The organism is Vreelandella sp. 21 (assembly GCF_050995515.1).
Lineage (GTDB): Bacteria > Pseudomonadota > Gammaproteobacteria > Pseudomonadales > Halomonadaceae > Vreelandella > Vreelandella alkaliphila.
This window is the reverse complement of record NZ_CP194673.1, coordinates 1,097,651-1,114,699: the sequence shown is the minus strand read 5'-3', so window position 1 is coordinate 1,114,699 and position 17,049 is coordinate 1,097,651. Positions and strand designations below refer to the sequence as shown.

The window sequence follows — 17,049 nt, the reverse complement described above, 5'->3', positions numbered from 1 at the left end:
TTAGGGTTTTATTACAAGTCAGTAACACTCGTTTGGCGCGGTAGCGTTAACGTGGCCACTAACCCACCTGCCGAGTGATTCGATAAGACGATATCGCCTCCATGGGCACGGGCAATATGTCTGGCAATGCCAAGTCCCAGGCCACTGCCACCGGTGTAACGGCTTCGGGAGGCTTCCAGGCGTACAAAAGGTGAAAATACTCGGGAAAGCTGCTCATCAGGAATACCTGGCCCATTATCATGAATGCGCAATGTTACGATGCCCGCCTGCTCTTCCAGCGTTACGGTTGCTCGCTGACCGTAAAACACCGCGTTTTCAAGCAGGTTTGCTAAGCAACGTTTTAGCGCCAGAGGCTTAACGGTTAGTGGTAACACAGCGCCATGAGGTGACACCTCGCCGCCGTACAGACGTAACCCTTCGGCAATCTCCAACAGCAACGCGTTAAGATCCGTGGGCTGGGGTTCTTCATGCAGGTCCAACCCTTTGACCGAGGCCAGTGCGCCTTTGACCAGCTCACTCAACTCATCAAGCGAGGCGCAAAAACGTTCACGCTGAGCCGCATCATCGAGCATTTCGGCACGCAGCCGCATGCGTGTAATGGGCGTCTTAAGATCATGAGAAATCGCCGAAAACAGCCGCTCGCGCTCATCAATCTGTTCTTGAATACGCCGCTGCATACGATTAAAGGCCGCTGCGGTGGCGGCCACTTCTTTAGGGCCGCCCTCTTTAAGTGGTGGGCTATCCAAGTCATCACCCAACTGGCGTGCTGCTCGGGAAAGCCGCGCCAACGGCCGAGTCACACTGGTAATACCAAGTAACGAAAGCGCCAGCACGCTTAACAGCACCAACACGCCGACTAATAAACGCTCTTCAGACAGCCAACGGTAGCCGCTAAAAATATCCGGCACGCCCAGCAGTGTGGCCACGTAAAGCCAGGTATCCGGAGCCAGCTCCAACTGCACCACTAAGATAGGGGGCGAAAGCGGCTCCATTAACAGACTGTGCTGCCCCCAACGGGGTGGTAAATCGTAAAGCAGCACTTCGTTATTGAAGACACGCAAGCTTTCCGGGCGGGAAAATTCCACCACCACATCGTCAATGGAGAGCTGCTGGGTCAAAATAGAGCGCACGTTGTCTACCACGACCTCTTTTTCCGGGCCGCTGCCAATATCTTCGACATGAATGCGTCGCTCATTCACGCTGACAAAAAAACGCGTGCCGCCCATGCTTCGCAGCTGATCCAACACAATGTGCCGATAATCTACCGGCAGCGAACGGAAAAACCGCATGGTCGAGGCAATACTGAAGGCCATGTTGCTGGAAAGCTCATCTAACTGTTCAAGCTGGCTGGCCCGCACCTGAGAAGTCCATAGCGCATAGCTAGCCGCTTGAGCAACCAGCACACCCGTAATCATAATGACCACAAAGCGCCCACGTAGACTGCTTGGCAACCAACCCGCGAGGATGCGCTTTACGCCCTTCACGAAGCAGCTTCAACCCTAGCGGTTAACACATAGCCAGCCCCACGCACAGTTCGAATCAGTTGGGAGTGCTGTGCATCTTCCCCCAGCCGCTGGCGCAAGCGGCACACATGTACGTCAATCGAGCGGTCTAGCGGTGGGGCTTCACGGCCGCGAGTCAATATGTAGAGATCATCGCGAGTAATGACGGTGGCAGGCCGCTCCAGAAACACCTGCAGTAATTGAAAGTCTGCGCCGGAAAGTGCGGTGCGAATACCTTCCTGGTCAATCAGTTCGCGGGTCATACGGTCCAGTTGCCAGTCGCCAAAACGTACCCAGCGAGCCTCTTGGGTCGGCGCGCCAGTTGCTGCCGGGCGGGCTCGACGCAACACCGCTTTAATCCGCGCCAGCAACTCACGAGGATTGAAGGGCTTAGCGATATAGTCATCAGCGCCTAACTCAAGCCCCAAAATGCGGTCGGTATCATCGGCACTGGCGGTGAGCATAATAATCGGCGTATCGCTGGTTTTGCGCAGTTCCCGGCAGATGGTAAAACCGTCATCCCCCGGCATCATGATGTCAACGACCAACAAGTCTGGCGCTTGATCAAACAGTTGCTGATACAGCGAATCTGCCCCGTCGGCGGTCAACACGTGATAGCCGTGACGCCCTAAATAGTCTGCCAACAGTTCGCGAATTTCCGAGTCGTCATCAACGACCATCAAGGTAGCGGGCGTGGTTGTCATGGTAGCAATATGCCCTAGGTTATTATTACTCGTTATTATCATTTTAGGGGCTAGATGATGGTGGAGTGGCCACCCTATCGCAAGCGGCCATCGACCAAGATTGCAGCGCGAAGCGGTTATTACAGCGCGAAGCGTTTTGCTAGCCACTGAGCCACAGCCGCTTCGCCATGATGGCCGATACGCTCAGCGCTGGAAACACGATCGAAAAGCGCAGGGTGGGCGTTGTTCATTACCTGGGCTTCCCCTGCCAGATTAAGCATTTCAGTATCGTTTAGGTTATCGCCAAATGCTAAGCACTCTGCCGGCGTCAGCTTTAGCTTTTCCAGCAGCGCCGTTAAGGCCACGCCTTTATTAACACCACCCGCCATAATTTCTAAAGAGTCGATCGTTGAGTATGTGATATGTAGGCTGCGACCATGCGCCTCCTGGGCCTGACATTCCAGTTGCGCTAACGCAGCCGGATCGCCTATGTAGAGCACTTTACCAACCCCATCAGCATCCATCGCTGCCTGCGGCACAACCTCGTAACGAAAGCCCGTCGAGGCATGCAATGACAACAGATGCGGTGCGTCGGCATCGATATACCAGCCGCTTTCACGGTAAAGGTTGAGCCTTACCTGGGGCGGGCGCGGCAACTGAATAAGCGTTTCGACATAGGCTGGTTCAAGATGGGTCGCGCTCAAAAGTGTGCCGTCTGGAGCATGGATATATGCCCCGTTGGTACTGATTAAATAGGCAGGGATATCCAACTGATCGCGAAACACGCGCATATCGTTATAGTGGCGACCAGACGCCAGCGCGACATGATGGCCCTGCGATACAAGCGCTCTCAGCACCTCAATAGTGTTGTCGTGCAGCTGGTGGTTGCTGCCTAACAGCGTACCGTCAAGGTCGGAAACGATAAGGCGTGATGTCATGGTGCACTCCTGATGATAGAACTTCTCAGCTTATCCGATTACGCTCGTCGCTCCCAGCCGGATCAGAGCCCTCTAAGGCAACGCCGCCTGAAGAGGGCTCTTCGCTATCTTAACGCTGGTTAATTTAGCGTCACGACACGGCTATGCCGCTGACCATTGGCACTGGCACTGCGTAATAGCACCGTATTTTCCACCTCGGGGGGCACGTTGTCCTGATAGACCTGCCAGCTCGCCCCGTCGTCCAAAGAGTACTCAATACTTACTCCTGGTAGCGCGACATTGGCCACTAGCCTACCCGCTTCAACCCGGGCTCCTGGCAACGGCAGACGATAAGCGATTCCATCGCGCTCCAGCCGTGGCAGAACACGTTGACCAAGCAGGTTGGCAAAACGCTGCCAGTCCTCGATCAACGACTCATCGTCGACAAAGGACGTCTCGCCACCGATGAACGCCTGACCAGGTTGATAATCGAGTTCCCACTCGGCTTGGTGCCAGGCTCGCTCGGCCAACGCTAGCAGACGCGGGAAGATCATGTACTCCATCTGCGTCTCGCTACGTACCGTTTCACCCCAGGCTTGCGCGGAAATCCCCCGAGCACCTTGCCACCCCTGGGCGCTCTCGGAACGAAAGGTATTGCCGTCTCGGTCAACTGAGGTTTCCGCATTTTGCGCTAGATTATCGGGGGCAAAGGAGAACACTTTGCGAGTATCGGTGAAACGTGTCGCCCAGTAGTAGCCTCGTTCGTGTGGATTGACCTCGTAGGGCATATCGAAGTAGAGATAATCTGGGCTCGAAAGAATCACCTCATAGCCCCGCGCCTGCCACTCGGCCACTGACTGGCTACCGCCCCAAAACAGCGGATCCCAGAAATTGACAGCAACCTGCGGCGTCGCAAACTCGGCGGCGGACTCAACATGCTTAAGGCCGTCTTGCCAGGCTGACATCCGCGCTATTCCGTAGCTATCAGCGAGTTGATTGACCTGTAGGGCAAAACGGCTCGGCAGTTCCTCTACAGAGGCGACCTCTCCATCGGCAACGCTCTGTTGGCAAATTGGCGACGCCTCCCAGGGATGGTGCTGATCACTCTGGTCGATAGTTCCTCGCCAGTCGACCGGTTCTTCGGCATCGATATCCTGAAAACCATGACCCAGCAGGATATTCTTGGCTTCATCACCACCAAAGTGCCAGTTGTCCAGCGCCTGGCCCGCCTCTTGGTGCATCAATACCACTTCGCCCATCACTTTATCGACAAAGCGGTTCGTCGACTCAAGACAGGGATTGAGGTAGCTGCGACGATCATAGAGCTGAACCGACAGCGTATTGGACGTATCTTCGGGGTCGATTAATCGATACTCGTTGGCTGCCGCACTATCGCCCTCCTCCATCAGCCGACGATGTCGCGCTTCCATAGCCACCACAGCGGCGCGAGCATGGGCCGGCATATCAATCTCAGGCACCACCTGAATATGGCGAGCCTCGGCATAGCGAACGATATCGATATAATCCTCACGGGTGTAGAAACCGCTACCGGCAGTATCGTCCTCTGGCCCAGAGCCCAGCTGAGGTAAAAGGCAGTTCGTTTCTGCCAGATCATGACAGCGCTTGCTGCCTACTTCAGTTAATTCCGCCAACCCCGGAATTTCCAGCCGCCAGCCCTCATCATCGGTGAGATGGAAATGGAAACGGTTGAGCTTGTACGCAGCCATCTGATCAAGCAAGCGCAACACTGAGGCCTTATCTTTGAAATTCCGTGCAACATCCAGCATGACACCGCGATAGTCGTAACGTGGAGCGTCATCAATGTCCATCGCTGGCACCAATCCCGCCTCATCCATGGCCGCTATTAGCGACTGGACAGCGTAGAAAGCCCCAGTGGCGTCAAAGGCCAGAATATCGGCACCGGACTCATTGAGCTGCAGGCGATAGCCCCCCTCCCGTGCCAATGCTTCATCGAGAACGTCTGACTCAGAGGCCAAGCGGGCACGAATCACCAAGCCTTCGCCACCTTCGTTAACGGGAATGCCGAGCCGTTCGAAGCGCTCTCCCAGTACCGCTAGGCTAGCCTCGCTCAGCATTGGCATCACTAGGCTGATCCCTTCAGATAAATCGAGGGTAGCCTCTCCAAGGCGAAATGATCGCGGTGTTGGCAAAATAGCTCCCCGCAATGCATCGGCGGGCATTGCAGTGGCCTCAGCGTTGCGCTCGAAGCGTGTCTCGGCCGTCATCACCACGTTGTTATCGTCCGGTGTACGCATAAGCTGCTCACCGAAAGGAGCACGGACAAAATCGGTCAGCACTTCGTCACGGGTATTATCGATCACCGCTGTTTCATCGCCCACTGCCAGGTACCAGTTGGGCATCACATCGGTCATGAATAGCTGCCAGTACTCACCCACGATGGGAATTTCCAGGCTCTCTCCGGCGTCCAGTCCAGTAAAGGTGCCATTGGGCTCAAGGCGATGGAGATCCCCTGTGATACGAGTCAGCGACAGTTCAGGGTGATCCATCTGCAGCAGACGACGAATACTCGAGAAATACAGCCCCCAGTCGCTCGCCTCAATGGCCTTATCGGAGGTATTGGTCAAAAGGATCGTCGCAGTGAAACAGGCGGCGTAATCCGCCCCCAATCTCTGGCAGTCGTTATCATGCGCCTGTGGCTGATTGGCGGTTACCTTGTACTGCACGTCTAGCCGCTGCGCCAAGTCACGGGCAGACGACGCGTCAAGCTGAGTGGTTTCGCTGGCCTGGGTTGCCGCCGAGTTGATTGCAACCCCGATAGCCAGTGTCGTTAGGGCCTTCGTCAATGTTGTCATTGTTTTCACCTCAAGCATTACAGAATCGAGAAAGGAGCCACGACCGTGAACTTGATGTCGTGCTCATCCTGAAAGGCGTTTTTAAAGCCGCCATCTCCCCAGGAGGCGTAGTCGGTGCGGTTGTCGTAGCGGGTATAGTGCAGTTGAAAACGCGTGCCCTCGGCCCAGCCATTCTGAACTTTGTAATGCACGTCAAAGTTCCAGGCGGACTCACTAAAGCGGCGGCCGGGGTCCTCAAAACCTGAGTAGGGACGAGCATCCCAGCCATAAGCATGAGCCACGCCCAACGACCAACCAGGCAAACTCCAGCCTTCCAGGTCATAGGTAACACCGGCGTAGAGGGACTTCTCGCCATCGTGATTCCAATCGGACCGGGCATCCCACCAGACGTCCATGCGGCCGTTAGACGATGCATAAGGGGTGGTCATTCGCGGCAGGAAGTAGCCCTGAGACCCAGGGGCATGCACCCAGCTAAACTCAAGCCGCCAATCGAAGGCACCTTGATCATAGTGAGCGGTAAGCACCTGTTGCCAGGCAGTGCCGTCATAGACGTCGTTGGCCGAACCATCGTCATGACGGTCACTGGCGGCGTAGGCCTGGTAACTCAAACGCAGCGGGGAATCGTTCAGCTGGGTGGCATAAGAAACCTTACCGAACCCTTGATCCATATAGCCCTGGGCTTGCCCAAAAGCCGCCTCGAGCACCAGGTCTTCGGTGATTTCGTAGCGTGCTCCCAGCGAGTGCAGATAGTCGATCGTCTCTCCATCGGCTTGGCGGAACTCGTAGAAGCTCTGATACCAAGGGGCCTTGTAACGATCAGCATGAAAATAGCTCAGCGATAGGTCACCTATCCTGGCTCCGAGTTCTCCACCGCGATAAGTGCCTGGTAGGAAGGACCAGTTAGGGGCGATGACACTGGTGCCTTGGGGCTGCAGATACCCTAACCGCCCCCACATATCGCCAAACTTGAACTTGAGTGCGGCCCGGTAGAGGCTGGCACCATTCGTCTCCTTGCCGTCCCAGCGTTCTTCCCACAGAGTGCTCGCTGGGCGGAAATTAAATTCCGTACCCTGGTGGCGGTTCTGAAAGTCATAGGCGGCAAAGGCAGCTAGATCCAGCCCCACAATGCCCCCCGCATGACCACTCGAGAAGTCGACAGCTAGATTGGCGGTAGAGTGCTGTAGATTGGAAGCGTAAGCCCCTGGGCTGCCCTCGCCATCCGGCCCCATACCTCCCGAACGACGATCACGGTCGCGATAGATATAAAACAGAGTGGTCTCAAGGCTGGCCTCTTCCATAAAGTCCTGAGGCTCGTCGGCAGAAGACGTCAAAGGAACCAACGATAAAGTACCGATCAGGGCTAGTTGACCAAAGCGACCTAACGGCTGCCCTTTTTGGGGCGTAGGTATGCTTGATATCAGCATGGCGTCGTATCCGATTGTTGTTGATTTTGTATTAGCGTTGCAGTGATGTGCACGTTTTAAAGACGCGCGGGGTCTGTAGGGCAGCGCAACGCTGCCCCATAAACATGGGTCTATGACGTAGAAGTCTTGGCTAAATCGCCACGGCTCCCCGTTACTCAGTCGTTGCCAAGTAACGGGTGCCGATTACGAGCGTTAGGCTCTTAGTGAATGCGCGATAGCAGCGGCTTGATCGCCGACGATCAGATGCCATGTATTGCCGTTCAACGCTTGGATGCCTCTACATCCCAGTTGGTCAAGCGCTGCGCTGTCTAGACCAGCGCCATCGACTAGCTCCACGCGCAGGCGTGTCTGGGCTTGGACGTCCAGCCGTTGCACGTTGGCATTACCACCTAAGGCAGCCATCCAGCGTTGGGCCACCTCGGCGGGCAATACCGTCGGTTGAGATGAGTTTGCGGGGGTACCAGGGCTATGTTCAGAAGGACTATGTGCAGAAGGGCTATGAGAAGAGGTATTGGCATCCATCGCCGCTCCACTCTGCTTGAGCGCTTGTCGAATCTCATCTGCGATACCATCCGCAATGGGCCCCATCACTACCTGAAGACCACCGCCCTGGAGACGCATGATCCCCCGAGAGCCCAACGATTTCAGAGCCGGCTCATCAATTGCCTCAGGGTTCTCCAGCACCAAGCGCAACCGAGTCGTACAGGCACCTACGCTTTGCAGGTTGCTCGCGCCACCTAACGCCGTGACAAACGCTGGGCCACGTTCACCGAGTGGTGTTGGGGCTGCTGCGGAGGAAGTGCTTTCCGGCTCGCGCCCTGGGGTAGGTAGATTAAAGCGGACGATGGCCCAGCGAAATACCATGTAGTACAGAACAAAATAGGCGAGGCCGACAGGCAGCATCAGCCAACCATTGGTGGAAAGCCCGTAAGAGAGTGCAAAGTCAAAGGCTCCAGCGGAGAAGGTGAAGCCAAGCTTCACGTCCAGCCAGTGCAGCAGCGCCATGGAAATGCCCGTTAACACTGCGTGCATGCCATAAAGCAGCGGTGCCAGGAACATAAAGGTGAATTCGATGGGTTCGGTGACACCGGTCAGGAAAGCCGTCAATGCCAGCGAAAGTAACAAGCCACCCACCTGGGCACGGCGTCCTTTTGGTGCGGCATGGTACATGGCCAGCGCCGCGGCTGGCAGGCCGAACATCATCACCGGGAAAAAGCCCGCCATAAAGCGCCCTGCTTCAGGGTCACCAGCAAAGAAACGATTAAGGTCGCCATTGGCTACTACCCCAGAGGCTGTCTCAAAATTGCCGAAGACGAACCACACCAGGCTATTCAGCACGTGGTGCAACCCCGTCACAATCAACAAACGATTAATCGTTCCGTACACGAAAAGTCCCAGCTCACCGGCGCCAATCAGCCAGTGACCAAGTGCATCAATACCATGTTGGATGGGCGGCCAAATCACCCCAAAAACAACCCCCATTGCTACTGCAGCTAGGCCAGTGGCAATAGGTACAAAGCGTCGCCCACCAAAAAAGGCCAGATAATCAGGGAGCTGAATCGACTTATAGCGATTATAAAGCAGGCCTGCCACGCTGCCGGCAATAATCCCTGCCAGCACCCCCATATCGATCTCAGGGTTAAGCGCAGTCAGCACCGCATCTAGTACCAGGTAACCAATCACCCCGGCTAGACCAGCGGCACCGTTACTATCATCCGCGAAGCCTACGGCTAGGCCGATAGCAAAAATCAGCGCCAGGTTGGCGAAAATGGCCTCGCCAGCGCCAGCAATAAAGGCAATATCCAGCAGATCAGGCTGCCCAAGTCGCAGCAATAGACCTGCAATGGGCAATACTGCGATAGGTAGCATCAGAGAGCGGCCAAGCCGCTGTAGTCCGCCCATTAGGCGGGAACCGAAGGTCGTAGAAGACATTTCAGCACCTCTCAAGGGTCGTTGTTGTTATGTCGGTTTGGTTGGCCTGAGCAAGCCACGCGCTTAAGTGCTGGCGTACAGCGGTCGCATCGTCCAAGGCCAGTAGTGCGGGAAGTTCATCTGCCAGTGCGGCAGCATTCAGGCAACGCAGGGCAGCTTTCACCGCAGGCACACGTGCTGGTTCTACAGAGAGTTCATCGACACCCAGCGCGACGAGCAGAAGCGCGACCCGTTCATCACCCGCGGCGGCACCGCAGACTCCCACCGGGCAGTGCCCTTTCGCGCCGTCTACCGTCGCTTGAATCAGCCGCAGCACCGCAGGATGCAATACATCCGCTCGTGCGGTGAGCGCCGGGTCCTCACGGTCCATCGCCAGGGTGTACTGGGTTAGATCGTTGGTGCCGATTGACAGAAAGTCGGCTTCAACGGCGAGGCTTCTGGCGCACAGAGCAGCACTAGGCACCTCGATCATGGCACCAAGGCGCGGCCGCGCATCGAGCCCCATTTCGCTGGCCAACGTCTCTAAGCGCTTGCGCACTTCGCGCAGCTCGCCAACCTCAGTCACCATCGGCAGCATGATATGTAACGTTTCCAACGGCGTAACGCCGAGTAGCGCTCGCAGCTGGGTCTCCAGCAGTTCAGGCTGGCTGGCCCACAAACGAGCGCCCCGCACGCCCAGCGCTGGGTTAGGTACTGACGGCAATCGCAGATAAGGAAGCTGCTTGTCTGCACCAATATCCAGGGTGCGAATAATCACAGGCTTGCCATCTAAGGCCTTCACCGCAGCCTGATATTCATCACGCTGAGTCGCTTCACTGGGGGCACTATCTCGCTCAAGAAAAAGAAACTCACTGCGCAGTAGGCCTACACCATCAGCCCCCGAATCTGCCGCCAAACGCGCCTCTTCGGCGCCACCGATATTGGCGCATACCTCAATTTCTCGCCCGTCCAGAGTCATCGCTGGCTCATGCGCTAACGCTTGCGCTTGCTCAGCTTCATAACGGCGAGCATCAATGCGCTCTGCCACTTCCGCCCGTTGAGTAGCGCTGGGGCTCAGCGCCAAGCGTCCATTTTCCGCATCTAGAATGACGCTCTCGCTTGTGGCGCTATTAGCAGCGTCGATTAGGCTTGCCCCCATGGCCACGAGGCAGGGAATACCTCGGGCGCGTGCCAAAATGGCCACATGGGAAGTGGTGCCGCCGCCCGCGAGACACAGCCCAGCAGGGTGCTGGGCGGCAACGGCCACCAGCTCTGAGGGTGTCAGTTCATCAGCAACAACGACGGCTCCCTTCGGCAGCTCAGGAAGTGCCGCTTGATGGTCGTCGCTGAGTTCCACCATCACACGGCGCTGCAAGTCGCGCAGATCAGCAACCCTGGCGGCAAGCAGCGTATTTCCACTCGCCGCAAGCCTTGCGGCCTCGCCATCAAGCGCCTCACGCCAAGCTTGGCCAGCGCTGCGACCTTCACTAATGTGCTGACCTGCCGCTGCCGCCAAATCGGGATCATCGAGCCAGGCGCCATGGGCAGCAAAGATTTCCGCCTCGGCGCTCTGCCCCTGGCGCGTCGCTTGCGCTTCAGCTTTAGCTAGCGCTTCGCCAACGCTTAGCAGAGCCTTTTTCAAGCAAGCTGTCTCAACGGCTTCGCCCTCGCCCATCAAGGGCACGGCGGGTAGCGGCAATTGATAAGAGACAAGCGGACCGATGGCTAAACCAGGGCTAGCCACCAAGCCAGCCAGTTCGCCCTCTTTAAGTGCCACTGCGGTTAATGTAGACGACGCAGGTGCGCTATGTTCGTCGGCTTCAGGAGTAGTCAACAGACGCTCGGCGGCATCCAGCGCAGCCTCAGCAGCCTCTCCCTGGGCAGTCAGTTTTAACGTTGCGCCTTCGGTCAGGCCCAAGTTCATTAATGCGCTAAGACTAGCGGCGCTAGCACTGGCAGCGTTGTCGCTTGAACCCTCATGTTGCACCGTCAGATTAACGTTATGCTCGCGAGCAATAGCACGCAGTCGAGCAGCCGGTCGCGCATGCAGCCCCGATGCCAAGGCTAGGGTCACGCGGCGCTCAGCTAACGGCCCATCGGCACGTGTATCGGATTGCTCAATAGCCGTGCGGGTTAGCACCAGTAAAGGCTCACCAAGGGAAACACGCTCACCCTCACGGTGCTTCGACGGCAGTAATTGCCAACCAGCCGCTTCGGTGATCACTAATGGGGTAATCAGCGCACTTGCGCCCAGCGCTAACGCATCGGCATCGAAACGGCACAGCGGGTCACCAGCGCGCACTTGATCACCTACGGCGACCAAAGGCTCAATACCTTTTCCGTTTAACTCAACCGTATCCAGGCCAAGGTGAAGCAGTAATTCAACACCCGCCGCGGTTCTCAAGGTGAACGCATGATGGGTTCGCGCGCACTGCACCACTTCACCATCACAGGGAGCATGCAGGCATTCGCCCAGTGGATCGAGAGCAATGCCCTCTCCCAGGGTTAGGCTGGCGAAAACCGGATCGGGCACTGCTGCTAGGGGTACCACAACCCCCGTTACGGGGGCCTGCAGCGTTAATGATTGACTTGAATCTGACATGGGAGGACTCCCAAGATTGTTGTTATACGTTACAGGGTGCAGGTAACTTTATTGAGGTGCCGAGGGCGATCTGGATCGCTTCCCCGAGCCTCTGCAAGGCCAGCCACCATTTGATAAAAGCTCTGAATCACCGACAGTGGCTGCAGAGCCTCATGACCAGCATCTACCAAGGTCAAATTGCGCTGTACCACGCTCTTGTCGGCAGCAAGGACTACCCGGGCACCAACACTCTTGAGCCACTCGGTTAACTCCAGCAAGCCAGCCTGTTCGGGCCCTGGTGGTGCGAATACCAGCACCGGATAATCAGGGCCAATTAGCGCCATCGGACCATGGCGAACTTCGGCACCGCTAAAGGATTCCGCTTGAATCGCACAGGTTTCTTTAAACTTGAGCGCCGCTTCCTGAGCGACTGCAAGACCTGCTCCACGACCAATCACCATCATCTTGTCAGCATTTAGTAATGCCTCGATGGCCGGGGACCAATCCATCGCCAGGGCCTGGGTCAGTCGTTCTGGAAGTTGTTCCAAAGCAGTGAGTAGCAGGCGGTCTTCCTGCCAGTGGCCGATGAGCTGCGCCATGGCAGAAAGCGTGGCCAAGTAGCTTTTGGTGGCAGCGACACTTTTTTCTTCTCCCGCGTAGAGCGGAATTTCACTATCGCTGGCCGCGCCCAGAGGCGACTGCGGCGTATTGACTAACGCTACCGTTCGAGCCCCAGCGGCAGCGAGGGACTGCTGCATCGCCACTAGGTCAGGGCTTTGTCCAGATTGGGAAACCGCCAAGGACAATTGCCCTGTTAGTCGCCAAGGTGCCTTCGCCAGGGTGGTCAGCGAGGGAGGCAGCGAGGCCACAGGAATGCCTTTACGCTGCATGCATTGGTAGGCGAAGTAGCTGGCGGCATGATCGGAACTACCCCGCGCCACGGTGACTGCGGCAGTCGGCTCGGCAAGGCGCAAGCGTTCACCTAGTGCAGCAAGCAACGCGTGATTACGCTGCAGCTGACCGCGAACACGTTCAGGGGCGTTGCGAGTTTCTTCAAGCATCAAAGACATTTAAGAGGCTCCTTGGGCGTTTCCACAGATATGACGGCCTTCGACATAGACCGCTTGGAGTTGAAGTTGGGGGTCAAGGATGACCAGGTCCGCCAATGCGCCCTCTTGCAGGCGGCCAATGTCGTCGATCTCTAGGAAGTCGGCAGGGAAACGTGACAGGCGATCCGAGGCGTCCGCCAGGGTAAGACCGAGACTAACGAAGTTACGTAACGCCTGATCCATGGTCAGCGTACTGCCTGCCAAGGTGCCGTCAGCCAAACGCACACCTCCCAGACATTTGGTGACGGTCTGCTCACCTAGACGGTAATCACCGTCTGGCATGCCTGCCGCTGCCGTGGAGTCGGTAACCGCATAGAGATTAGGGATGCAACGTAAGGCGGCACGGATGGCACCAGGATGTACATGCAGCAGATCAGGAATCACTTCGGCGTACTGCGCATGGGCGAGCGCTGCGCCGACCATTCCCGGCTTGCGGTGATGCAGTCCGGTCATGGCATTGAACAGATGAGTAAACCCGCAGGCACCATGAGCCAATGCCTCAACGCCCTCTTCATAGCTGCCAAGCGTATGCCCTATCTGAACCCGCACGCCGCGTTCGCTGAGATGGCGAATTAATGCATAGTGGCCAGCTAACTCAGGGGCAAGTGTCAGTAAGCGGATGGGGGCCAAAGCACACAGCTCATCCACCTCCTCAATCACGCCATTACGCGCATGGGCAGGTTGAGCACCCAGCTTGCCGGGATTGATATAGGGACCTTCCAAATGAACGCCCAATACCTTAGCGGCGTCCGGCTCCTGCGCTTCCATATAGCGGGCGATATCGCCTAACACCTGACGGATCCGTTCATCTGGCGCCGTCATGGTGGTAGCAAGCAAACGGGTGGTGCCAAAACGCACGTGTGTGCGCGCTAGGGTGGCAAGAGCTGTGCCGCCCTCCATGGTGTCGGCACCACCACCACCATGCACATGCAAATCTATAAAGCCGGGAATAATGCGTGGATGGTCATTGGTATCAGGATCTACCGGATCGCCGTCAATGCGCCTAATACGCCCGTCTTCCCAGTGGATCTCTCCCAGGCGCCAGCCCTCAGAGGTGAGAATATTGCCAAACTGCATAAAACCTCCTAGCGGGTCATCTCGACCATAAAGTCGTAATAATCAGTGCGGCAGTAGGTAACGGTAAGCTCCGCCGGAGAGCCATCTGAGAGATAGCCTAGACGCGTCACTTTGAGCAGTGCCTGGCCCTCAGGCACCTCAGCAAGCGCCGCCAACTCCTCGCTGGCATTGATAGCCGTCACATGCTGCAAAGCACGTGCTATGCCTTTGCCGCTGGCTTCCAGCACCGCATAAAGGGATGTATCGACCCGGAGAGGATCGGGCAGCACCGAGATGGGGAGGCAACTCTCTTCGACCGCCATTACCACCCCATCGGCTAAACGCAAACGCTTGAGACGCGCGACTTGGGCATCAGCCCCCAGGCCAAGGCGCATGCTCTCTTCTGCACTGGGGTTGGCCAGCTTGCGTTCCAACCAAAGAGAACTCGGCGTAAACCCACGCTGGGTCAGCAGCTCGGTAAAACTGGCGAGCCGTGACAAGGATTGATTGAGGCGAGGGGTAATAAACGTGCCCGAGCCACGGCTTCGGCGAATCAGCCCAAGTTCTGCTAGGCGATCTAACGCCTTCCGCGCAGTAATGCGCGAAACCGCTAAGCTTTCGGCCAAGTTGCGCTCAGAAGGCAACGCCTCGCCGGCTTGCCAGGCGCCCGTATCAATTGCTTGTTCTAGCTGACGCGCTAACTGCTGATAAAGCGGTGTTGCGCCCTGAGGATCAAGATGTAGCTGAGTAAAGCGTGGGTCCATGAGTGTCTCCCAGTAGCGGCCATACCAATTAGATACCACTATAGACCCAATGAGATACCAATCAAATACCAATTAGCTACAACTATGGTTGAATAGTGACGTTCGAGCTGGCCAATAAGGCAATAAAGCACGCACAAGATTGAACGCAGATCGTTGATAGTTTGGGGCCAAAGCGAACTTCAGGGTAACCACGATTGGCGCGGCCTTTGGGAATCCGTATAGTGGCAGGCTACTCTCGCCAACTGATTGAACACATGCTGCAAAACAACTCATTGCTTGCCCAGCTCAAGCAACAGATCCGTGATACCACCCCACGCGCTGAAGGGGTGATCAAAGCCACCGAAAAAGGCTTCGGTTTCCTTGAAACCGACAGCGGTGAATCTTATTTCGTGCCGCCCCCCGCCATGAAGCAAGTACTCCATGGCGATCGCGTCGAGGCGGTGATCCATGAAAACGGCGACAAAAAGTCCGTAGAGCCTGAAAAGCTGATCGAAGCTGGGCTTGACCGCTTTGTTGCCCGTGTTCAGAAGCGCGAAGACCGTTTAGCCGTTGTGCCCGACCATCCGTCGATTCGCAATGTGCTAAAGGCGCGCATAAAGAACAGCCTGGATGAAGCCACCATTGCTGATGGCGACTGGGTTGTCGCGCGGCTGGTACGCCACCCGCTGAAAGAGAACGATCGCGGCTTCTTTACGCAAATTGATGAGCTAGTGGCTAAGGCCGACGATCCCGCCGTTCCGTGGCGTGTCACCCTTGCCCGCCATGCGCTGGAACAGGAATGCCCGGACGCAGGTACCGAGTGGCCACTGCATGATGAAGGGTTAACCCGTGAAGACCTCACGGCACAGCCCTTCTTTACTATCGATGGCGAAAAAACCCGCGATATGGACGACGCGCTTCACGTGGAAGCGCTGGAAAGCGGCGGCTGGCGACTAAGCGTTGCGATCGCTGACCCAACAGCCTACGTTGAAGAAGGCCACGCGGCCGACCTTGAAGCGCGCACCCGTGCTTTTACGGTCTACTTACCCGGCCAGAACGTGACCATGCTGCCTGAACAGCTGGCGGATGACCTCTGTTCGTTGTGGGAAGGCCAGGATCGCCCTGCCCTTGCCTGCTCGCTGGACATTAATGCCGACGGCAGCCTAGGTGATTACCGCTTTTTTGCGGCTAACGTAAAATCCCACGCCAAACTAGTCTATGACCGCGTTTCCGACTGGATTGACGGTCAAGGTGAGTGGGCCCCCGCTGACAATATCGCTGAACAGCTGAAAGCACTGCGCGATTTGACCGAAGCGCGCACCGCTTGGCGCAACGAACATGCGCTGGTGTTTAAAGATCGTCCTGATTACGTTTTCGACCTGGACGACGCGGGCAACGTCTTAGGCATTCGCACCGAAGATCGCCGCATTGCCAACCGTATGATTGAAGAGTCGATGATTGCCGCTAACGCTTGCTGCGCGGACTTCCTCGCCAAGCATATCGGTCACGGTATCTTTAATGTGCACCGCGCTTTTGAGCCTGAAAAAGCCGAATCTGCTCAAGAGTTCTTAGCAACTCAGGAGATTGAAGTTGCCCAGGAAGCGCTGACTGAGCTGGCTCACTACAAAGAGCTAAAGCGCGCTCTGGAAAGCCGTGATGATGCCTGGCTGGACGCGCGCCTGCGCCGCTTCCAAGGCTTCACCAGCATGTCAGCTCAACCTGGCCCGCACTTTGGTCTTGGACTACCGGCTTATGCCACTTGGACGTCGCCAATTCGTAAGTACGGCGATATGGTCAACCATCGTTTGATCAAGCGTGTGCTTAAAGGTGAACAGGCTCCGGCAGAAGCCAGCCAGCAGCTCACCGAGCAACTCACCGAGCGGCGCCGCCTGAACCGTATGGCAGAACGCGACGTAAAAGATTGGCTCTACGTTCGCTACTTAACGCCAGCGGCTCAAAACCAAGACGCCTTCGACGCAGAGATCATGGCGATCAACCGCGGTGGTATGCGAGTACGCCTGTTGGAAAATGGTGCTACCGCCTTCGTACCCGCCCCGCTAATGCACAGCGATCGCGATAAAGTGGTCATTGATGATAAAGAGGGTCGCATTCAGATTGAAGGCGAAGAGCGCTACAAGCTGGGCGACAGCCTGCGCATTGCGCTAACAGAAGCCCGTGAGGAAACCCGCTCGCTGGTCGCCAAACCCACAGAATAACGTTACCTTGCCCCGCCCACGCCACGGCATTGCCGTGGCGTTTTATTTTCCCGCCGCCCATTAACTGTCGCAG

11 protein-coding genes are annotated in these 17,049 nt (G+C 56.7%); 1 reads left to right on the top strand and 10 read right to left on the bottom strand.

The window, feature by feature from the left end:
* Window positions 1-11: 11 nt before the first annotated feature.
* The 10 genes from ACN06F_RS05105 to ACN06F_RS05060 form a co-directional block, all read right to left on the bottom strand.
* Window positions 12-1,484 (bottom strand): ATP-binding protein, encoded by a 1,473-nt coding sequence (locus ACN06F_RS05105; protein WP_415964195.1) that lies wholly within the window; start codon window positions 1,482-1,484, stop codon window positions 12-14.
* Window positions 1,481-2,206 (bottom strand): response regulator, encoded by a 726-nt coding sequence (locus ACN06F_RS05100; RefSeq protein WP_415964196.1) that lies wholly within the window; start codon window positions 2,204-2,206, stop codon window positions 1,481-1,483. Before ACN06F_RS05100 ends, ACN06F_RS05105 begins: the two co-directional genes overlap by 4 nt.
* 119 nt (window positions 2,207-2,325) lie before the next feature.
* On the bottom strand, window positions 2,326-3,123 hold the full coding sequence (locus ACN06F_RS05095) for a Cof-type HAD-IIB family hydrolase (protein ID WP_433924786.1): 798 nt from the start codon (window positions 3,121-3,123) through the stop codon (window positions 2,326-2,328).
* A gap of 119 nt (window positions 3,124-3,242) precedes the next feature.
* Window positions 3,243-5,936, bottom strand: a complete 2,694-nt coding sequence (locus tag ACN06F_RS05090) for a beta-N-acetylhexosaminidase (RefSeq protein WP_433924785.1) — start codon at window positions 5,934-5,936, stop codon at window positions 3,243-3,245.
* Window positions 5,937-5,953: 17 nt separating this feature from the next.
* The gene (locus tag ACN06F_RS05085) at window positions 5,954-7,360 is read right to left on the bottom strand and encodes an OprD family outer membrane porin (RefSeq protein ID WP_433924784.1); all 1,407 of its coding nucleotides are present in this window, start codon (window positions 7,358-7,360) and stop codon (window positions 5,954-5,956) included.
* Between the two features lie 192 nt (window positions 7,361-7,552).
* On the bottom strand, window positions 7,553-9,292 hold the full coding sequence (gene nagE, locus ACN06F_RS05080; RefSeq protein WP_433924783.1) for an N-acetylglucosamine-specific PTS transporter subunit IIBC: 1,740 nt from the start codon (window positions 9,290-9,292) through the stop codon (window positions 7,553-7,555).
* Window position 9,293: 1 nt separating this feature from the next.
* The gene (ptsP, locus tag ACN06F_RS05075; RefSeq protein WP_038482436.1) at window positions 9,294-11,873 is read right to left on the bottom strand and encodes a phosphoenolpyruvate--protein phosphotransferase; all 2,580 of its coding nucleotides are present in this window, start codon (window positions 11,871-11,873) and stop codon (window positions 9,294-9,296) included.
* Window positions 11,874-11,902: 29 nt separating this feature from the next.
* A complete protein-coding gene (locus ACN06F_RS05070) occupies window positions 11,903-12,922 on the bottom strand; it encodes an SIS domain-containing protein (RefSeq protein WP_099049299.1) in 1,020 nt (339 codons plus the stop codon).
* Window positions 12,923-14,038 carry an N-acetylglucosamine-6-phosphate deacetylase gene (gene nagA, locus ACN06F_RS05065; protein WP_038482431.1) on the bottom strand — a complete coding sequence of 372 codons (1,116 nt, stop codon included), beginning with the start codon at window positions 14,036-14,038 and terminating at the stop codon, window positions 12,923-12,925. It abuts the gene before it with no gap.
* An 8-nt stretch (window positions 14,039-14,046) separates the two neighbouring features.
* A complete protein-coding gene (locus ACN06F_RS05060; protein ID WP_038482427.1) occupies window positions 14,047-14,781 on the bottom strand; it encodes a GntR family transcriptional regulator in 735 nt (244 codons plus the stop codon).
* A gap of 254 nt (window positions 14,782-15,035) precedes the next feature.
* Between ACN06F_RS05060 and ACN06F_RS05055 the strand changes: the two genes are divergently transcribed.
* On the top strand, window positions 15,036-16,976 hold the full coding sequence (locus ACN06F_RS05055; RefSeq protein ID WP_089040889.1) for an exoribonuclease II: 1,941 nt from the start codon (window positions 15,036-15,038) through the stop codon (window positions 16,974-16,976).
* Window positions 16,977-17,049 lie beyond the last annotated feature (73 nt).